The sequence below is a fragment of the Streptomyces sp. NPDC005070 genome, from assembly GCF_053600395.1.
Genome location: NZ_JBSFZS010000104.1, coordinates 20,899 through 28,066 on the forward strand (window position 1 = coordinate 20,899; position 7,168 = coordinate 28,066).

7 protein-coding genes are annotated in these 7,168 nt (G+C 71.9%); 6 read left to right on the forward strand and 1 reads right to left on the reverse strand.

Features of this window, described 5'->3' with window-relative positions; all coding sequences use genetic code 11:
- Positions 1–180 precede the first annotated feature (180 nt).
- Positions 181–1,098, reverse strand: a complete 918-nt coding sequence (locus ACWEBX_RS28530) for an RNA polymerase sigma factor SigF (protein WP_451887659.1) — start codon at positions 1,096–1,098, stop codon at positions 181–183.
- Positions 1,099–1,347: 249 nt separating this feature from the next.
- Here ACWEBX_RS28530 and ACWEBX_RS28535 point away from each other — a divergent pair, with 249 nt between their 5' ends.
- The 6 genes from ACWEBX_RS28535 to ACWEBX_RS28560 all read left to right on the forward strand — a co-directional run bounded on the left by ACWEBX_RS28535 (position 1,348) and on the right by ACWEBX_RS28560 (position 6,994).
- On the forward strand, positions 1,348–1,716 hold the full coding sequence (locus tag ACWEBX_RS28535; protein ID WP_451887660.1) for an STAS domain-containing protein: 369 nt from the start codon (positions 1,348–1,350) through the stop codon (positions 1,714–1,716).
- A gap of 276 nt (positions 1,717–1,992) precedes the next feature.
- Complete coding sequence (locus ACWEBX_RS28540) at positions 1,993–2,541, forward strand: ATP-binding protein (RefSeq protein ID WP_451887661.1); 549 nt, start codon at positions 1,993–1,995, stop codon at positions 2,539–2,541.
- A gap of 267 nt (positions 2,542–2,808) precedes the next feature.
- Entirely contained in the window at positions 2,809–3,531 is a 723-nt protein-coding gene (locus ACWEBX_RS28545) for an LPXTG cell wall anchor domain-containing protein (RefSeq protein WP_451887662.1), read from the forward strand.
- A 30-nt stretch (positions 3,532–3,561) separates the two neighbouring features.
- Complete coding sequence (locus ACWEBX_RS28550; protein ID WP_451887663.1) at positions 3,562–4,545, forward strand: hypothetical protein; 984 nt, start codon at positions 3,562–3,564, stop codon at positions 4,543–4,545.
- 5 nt (positions 4,546–4,550) lie between these two features.
- Positions 4,551–5,660, forward strand: coding sequence for a hypothetical protein (locus tag ACWEBX_RS28555; protein ID WP_451887667.1), 1,110 nt, complete (start codon positions 4,551–4,553; stop codon positions 5,658–5,660).
- Positions 5,661–5,722: 62 nt separating this feature from the next.
- A complete protein-coding gene (locus ACWEBX_RS28560) occupies positions 5,723–6,994 on the forward strand; it encodes a hypothetical protein (RefSeq protein WP_451887668.1) in 1,272 nt (423 codons plus the stop codon).
- Positions 6,995–7,168 lie beyond the last annotated feature (174 nt).

Below are 7,168 nucleotides of genomic sequence, written 5' to 3' on the forward strand. Positions count from 1 at the left end.
GAAAGAGCTGCCGGACAACGATTCCCTGGGAGCGCTCTCATCCTCCGCGCCCCAACCTCCCCGTGGGGCAAGGAGGTTGCCTGTGCGGCGATGCGGACGTCCGGCGGAAAGGACGGAGCGGTCCGGCGCCGTCGGCGCCGGACCGCTCGGACGCGCGGCCACGCGGGCCGCCAAGCCGTGTCACTCCTCGACGGTCAGGCCCTTCCGGAGTCGCACGAGGGTGCGCGACAGGAGCCGGGAGACATGCATCTGGGAGATGCCGAGTTCGTCGCCGATCTCGGACTGGGTCATGTTGGCCACGAAGCGCAGGGAGAGGATCTGCCGGTCGCGCTGGGGGAGTTCCGCGATCAGCGGCTTGAGGGACTCCACGTACTCGATGCCCTCGAGTCCGTTGTCCTCGTAGCCGATGCGGTCCGCGAGCGCGCCCTCGGAGTCGTCCTCCTCGGGCTGGGCGTCCAGCGAACTGGCCGTGTAGGCGTTCGACGCGGCCATGCCCTCGACGACCTCGTCGCGGCTGATGCCGAGCCGTTCCGCGAGCTCGTTCACGGTCGGGGCGCGGTCGAGGCGCTGGGCCAGCTCGTCGCCGGCCTTGGCCAGGTCGAGCCGGAGCTCCTGGAGCCTGCGGGGCACCCGCACCGACCAGGAGGTGTCACGGAAGAAGCGCTTGATCTCGCCGATGATCGTCGGCATCGCGAAGGTGGGGAACTCGACGCCCCGGCTCAGCTCGAAGCGGTCGATCGCCTTGATGAGGCCGATGGTGCCGACCTGGATGATGTCCTCCATCGGCTCGCTGCGGGAGCGGAAGCGGGAGGCGGCGAACTTCACCAGCGCGAGGTTGAGTTCGACGAGCGTGTTGCGTACGTACGCGTAGTCGTGCGTGCCCTCTTCGAGGGACTCCAGCCGCGAGAAGAGCGTCTTGGACAGAGCCCGTGCGTCCACCGGCCCCACCTCGTCGTACGGGGGGATCTCCGGAAGTCCGTCGAGTCCGGTGAGAGCGTCGACTCCGTGGGTTCCGGTTGCGTCGACGTGCTCCGGGGAACCCGGAGAAGGAGTCGACGTCGCCGTCAGGGTCTGCGATGCGTCGAGCCGGGGTGACATGTGTCCTCCATCGTTCTCGGCATATGGCCGCCGATGCCATTACGTGCACTGCGGTGTGCGGCGCCTCCAAAGCCGGCCGGGTCGGATAGGTGTCTCTACTAGCCCTACCCGGTTTCCCGAACTCACCGCAAGTGTCATCTGCGGTGAAATGTCCATTTTCATGGGGTTGTTCGGGTGTCGGGTGACGTAGAGAAGGCGTAGTGTTCGAGTGCGTACGTCAGTAGTCGCGACACTCGGAAGTGAGACGGCATGGACCGCGGGACGGTCGGCAGCGCACAGTCTGGCCGGCTTCTTGTCGAGGTGCGGGAAGAGGGCACGAGTGCCGTCGTGACTCCCGCGGGTGAGCTCGATCACCACACGGCCGATTTGTTGCGTGAGCCACTCGATGGCTGCCTCGAAAAGGGGTATGCGCGCCTGGTCATCGACTGTTCCCGTCTGGAGTTCTGCGACTCCACCGGGCTCAATGTGCTGCTCGGCGCCCGGCTGAAGGCCGAGGCCGCGGGTGGCGGGGTGCATCTGGCGGCGATGCAGCCGGTGGTCGCGCGGGTCTTCGAGATCACCGGGGCGGAGGCCGTTTTCACCGTCCACGACACGCTCGAAGCGGCGCTGTCCGGCTGAGCCGAAGGCCTTCCGCCATGTCGTCGTCCCCGCCCCGGGCGCCTCTGCGTGATCGGCGCGTTACCGGCGTCACGGGGTCCGTGCCGAAAAAGTGGGTGTTCGGACGGTTCCGTCGGGCAGGAGAGATCCTGGATGCGCCGGCGGTCCAGGGGGCCGGCGGCCGGGGCGGCGGAAGTTGTTGATCCACCAGCGGCGAAAGCCGTTGCTCCATCCGTACTGAGTACTGCGTACTGAGTCTTGAATCGTGAACCGGTGAATCGGTGAGGTGAAGCGCTGATGAGCACCACGCGGCCCTGCACGCCGGGCGACCGCGGCCCGGAGCCGGGCGACGGCGGCGCTTCCGCGGTGTCCGCGCGGAGCGCGACGCCCGTGGGCGGCGCCTCCCCGGCCGCCGGAGCGGCTTCCGTGTCCGTCGGCCGTCAGGTCCGGTCGCTGAGCCTCGCCGGCGAGAGCGGCGTCGTGCCGCTCGCCCGCGACTTCGCCCGGCAGGCGCTGTACGCGTGGGGCTGGCTGCCCGCGCCGAGCGCCGACCGCCGGGCGGCCGCCGAGGACGTCCTGCTCGTCGTCTCCGAGCTGGTCACCAACGCCTGTCTGCACGCCGAGGGCCCGGACGGGCTCCGGATCTCCTGCGACAACAAGGTGCTGCGCATCGAGGTCTCCGACCGGGGGTCGGGCCAGCCCGCACCGCGCACCCCGCACCGTGCCGGCCGTCCCGGCGGCCACGGCATGTTCATCGTGCAGCGGCTCTGCCTGGACTGGGGGGTCCTGCGGACGCCCGGAGTCACGGGCAAGACGGTCTGGGCGGAACTCGGCGCTCCGGCCTAGGCCGTGACCGCGAGGTCGCGTCGTCCGCCCGCCGGGAGCGGGCGGGACTTCGCGGACACAGCCCAAGGCCTGTCCTGCACTTCCCGTCCGCCCGGCCCCGGCCCCTCGGTCCGGCCACCGTCCTGAGTGGTTCGAACCCTTCCTCGTGCGCCACCCGATGCGTGTCGGATCCCCATGGATCCGGCGCGCACTTTGTCTTCCCTCCACAAGTCACCGGGCGTACCTTGACGGCCGATCTGATGTACCGTCAGGAATGAGGGCGATCCCGTGACGTACCGGACGTACCAGAAACGAACCGCCGCGCTCGCGTTCGCCGCGGCCCTGGCCGGCTCGGCGGTGCTGACGGCCGCCCCCGCAGCCCAGGCCGACGTGGTGGACGTCAACTACCAGTGCAAGACGCCGATCGGCGACAAGAGCGCCGTCTCTCCCATCGACATCAAGGGCGTCAAGAGCGGCAGCGCGTACAAGCTCACCATGTCCTGGCAGAAGGGCGTCTCCTCCAGCCCCGTCGAGCTCGGCAAGGGCGCGATGTCGCCGAGCGCCGTCATCAAGGTGGGCGGCGCGGACAGCGGCACGGTGGCGGTCAGCGGACCGGCCAACGCGGCCGCCATCCCGGCCAACACCCCCATCAAGATCAATGACTTGAGCGGTACCTACACGCCGAAGAAGTCCGGCAAGGTCACCTTCACCGCGGGCGTCCTCACCATCAAGGCCCTCGGCACCACGACCACCTGCACGCCCTCGAACAGCCCGGGGCCCTCGCTGACCCTCGACGTCACGGCGGCCGGCGGTTCGGGTTCGTCGGGTTCGGGCTCCTCCGGCTCCGGCTCCAGCGGCAGCCAGAGCGGCACCGACTCCGGCGACTCCCTCCCGCAGACCGGCCCCGAGGACTCCGTGATCGCTCTCGGCACCCTCGGCGGCACGGTCCTGCTCGCCGGCGCGGCAGGTGTGCTGTGGCTGACGCGCAGGCATCAGGCGGTTCGCCGCTGACCTTCCCGCACCGCGACCTGGAGCCGCCGCATGCCGTACGCACTCCCCGCCGCCCGCGCGCTGGGCCTGACCCTGGTGCTGCTGAGCGCGGCACCGACGGCCCTGGCCGCCGAGGGCTGGTCCGTCGTGCCGGCCGCGGGCGGCACGCCCGACGGACGGCCCTCCGTCTACGCGGAGGGCGCGCCCGGCACGGTCCTCCAGGACGCGGTGTCCGTGCTCAACCCCGGTACGCGGCCCGTCACGGTCCGGCTGCGCGGCGCCGACGCGGACAACACGGCCGACGGCGCCTTCACGGTGCGTGAACGGGCGGCGGACACGGGTGCGTGGATCGCCTTCGCCGGACACGCGGACGGCCGCAGGACCGCGGTGCGGGAGCTGTCCGTACGGGTGCCGGCGCACACCCGCGCCGACGTGCCGTTCACCATCGGCGTCCCGGCCGCGGCGGCGCCCGGTGACCATCCCGGCGCGATCGTCGCGAGCGGCGGCGGCCGCACCGCGGCGGTCCGGGTCCAGCTCCGGGTGCCGGGACCGGCGTTGTCGGCGCTGACCGTGGAGCACGTCAGGGTGGGCGGCGGCGGGATCTCGTACGAACTGGTCAACCGCGGCACCACGGTCCTCGCTCCGCGGCTCGCCGTGCACGCCGGCGGGGTCTTCGGCACCCTGCTCGACCGCGGCCCGCGCGCGCTGCCCGTCGAGCTTCTGCCGGGCCGCCGCGTCACGCTCCACGAGCCGTGGACCGGCCCGCCGGCGTTCGACGCGGCGAAGGTGCGGCTGACGGTGACGGCGGCGGGCGGGGTGCGCGCGACCGGGACCGCGGAGGTCCGGTCGGTGCCGTGGGGCGCGGTGGCCGCGGCGTCGGGCGCCCTGGCGGCGCTGTTCGCCGCCTTGTCCGTCGTACGGCACCGGAGGCGGGCCGGGGTGCCGGGGCCGGGGCGCCGCGGGCGCCGGGTCCGGGACGGCGGGGCCGGTGAACGGAGCGGCAAGGAAGTCGAGTTGACGGGAGCGGTGTCGTGAGCGTCCTGGACGGCAAGATACGGGCGGCGGCGCTGGGGGCGGTGCTGGCACTCGTCCTGGTTCCGTCGGCGGTGGTGGGCTCGGCGGGATCGGTGGCCGCCGCCGGGAAGCCGGCCGTCACCCTGTCCAAGTCCGAGGCGGGAACCGGTGGTTCGATCACCGTGACCGGCAGCGGATGGCGGCCCGGGACGCTGCTGATGATGCTGGTCTGCGGGCAGTCCGTGCCCTCGCGCGGGGTGATCGGCGGCACCAACTCCTGCGCCAACGCCGACGGACGGGCCGTCACCACCGACGCCGAGGGCGGCTTCAGCAGGAGACTGCCGGTCGCCGAGCCGCCCAAGCCCTGCCCCTGCGTGGTGCATGTCGCCACCGTCACCGGGGAGAAGGCCGAGGCCGACGCCGTCTTCATGGTGGCCGGCCACGCGGTCGAACCGCTGCCGAAGGAGGAGAGCGGCGGCCGCATCTCGGTGCTGACCGATCCCCGGCTCGACGGGTCCAGTGGTCTGCTGACCTGGTTCGGGTCACCGCCCTCGCGCACCCTCGTCCTCACCGTCGGCAACGTCGGCACCAGCCCCGTGAAGAATCCGGTCTTCCAGGTCGGCACCTCCCACGGGGTGTTCGCCCCGCAGTGGGAGGAACAGCAGTGGCGCGGCAGCATCGCGCCCGGCCGCAAGGCGGAGATCAGGCTCCCGGTCGAACTGTCGGCCGGGGCGCACGGCGACTACACGATCTCGCTGAGGTACGGCGGGAAGGTGCTCGCCGAGCAGCCGTGGGGCGTGGGCCGCCCCTGGGGAGTCACCGTCTTCTGGATCCTGCTCTGCGTGGTCGTCCCGGCCGCCGTGTTCCGCGTCGGCATGGCCTTGGTGGACCGGGTGCGTCCCCGCAGGTCGACCGGGCGGGCGGGGCGGCACCGGGGGCTGCGGCCGGGCGAGCTCACCCTGCGCCTGCCCTGGGCGAACCCCGCCTCCCGGACACCGGCGGACGACTCCGCCTCCCCCGTTCCGGCCCTGCCCTGGTTCACCCCGGAGACCGATCCGGGGACCGGGGCGAACGGTCAGCTCTCCGCACCGCACGAGAACGGTCCGACGACGCAGACGAGAAAGGGGCATACGTGAGCACGCAACGGAGAGTGGTACGGGCCGGAGGCCGCAGAGCGGGCGCGGCCGGGGTCGCGCTGATGCTCGGCGGTGCGGGCATCCTGCTGGGAGTGGCCGCCGTCCCCGCGCAGGCCGCCGAGGTGTCGTACAGCACGGAGTGCATTCCGCCCGCGATCTCCGGGCTGCCCGCCGTGCAGGGCACCACGAAGGTGGAGATCACCGCGCCCGCCGAGGCGAAGGTGGGCGACGAGGTCACCATCACCTGGAAGTTCACCCAGGCCGCCTCGAAGAACCCCGACGTCCTCGACCTCGACGCGAACACCGTAAATCCCACCGGGACGCTGAAGGCGGGCGGCGCGCAGACGGCGGACATCGCGATGGAGGGACCGCGCGAGAACCCCGCCATCCCCAAGAACAGCGACATGAAGCTGTCCGCCATGACGGGCAAGCTGAAATTGACGACGGCGGGCGATGTCACGCTCACCCCGGGCGCGTACAACATCAACGTCAGCAAGCCGATCTCCACCGACACCAAGTGCACGCCCAAGGAGGCGGTGAACCCCTCGGCGACCATCAAGGTGACGAGCGGTGGCGGTTCGGGCGGCACCCCGACCCCCACCCCCACTCCGACTCCGACTCCGAGTTCGCCGAGCGGTTCGGCCACCCCGTCGCCGAGCGGCAGCGGGACCGACGGGGGCGGTGACACCGGCGGATCCGGCGGGCAGACCGACTTCACGGGCAAGGAGGTCTCCGTGCCCTACGCGTGCAAGACGCCCATCGGAGACAAGAACGCCACCTCGGCCGTCCAGATCAACGCGAAGAAGAACGGCGGGAGTTTCGACCTCACCGTGCAGTTCAAGGCGTCGGTGATGGACAGCCCGGCGGACATCCCCGCGGACTCCGTGAAGCCGTCGATGGAGGTGGTCCTGGGGGGCGCCGACAAGGGCACGGTCCATGTGGAGGGTCCGACGAACTCCGCGCCCATCAAGTCCGGCGACCCGATCGAGATCCCCGATCTGACGGGCACCTACAAGCCGGGCGCGACCGGGAGTTCGACCCTGTCCCCGGGTGTGCTGACGGTGATGGCCCTGGGTACGACGACGACCTGCACCCCGGCCAAGTCCGAGGTCTCGCTGACCCTGGACACCTCGGAGCAGGCGAGCGGCGCCTCGGGCGGCGGCTCCACCTCGTCCGGCTCCGGTTCCGCCGGTACGTCCTCCAGCGGCGGCCTGGCGGAGACGGGCTCCGACAGCCACAGCGCCCTCCAGGCGCTCGGACTGGTGGCGGGCACGGTCGTCCTGCTGGGCGGCGCGGTCTTCACCTTCATGCCGGGCCGCCGCCGGACACGGTGACCGGCACGCGCTGATCCCCGTGGCCCTCGATCCGGGCCCCGCCCCGGCCGCCCGCCGGCCGTTGGGACGGCCGCCGGAACGGTGAGGGGACGGCCGCGGGAACGGCGATGCAGCCACTGCGGACACTGCTGAGCGTCCGCCGTCCGTCCTACCGGGCCGGAGCGCGGGCAATCG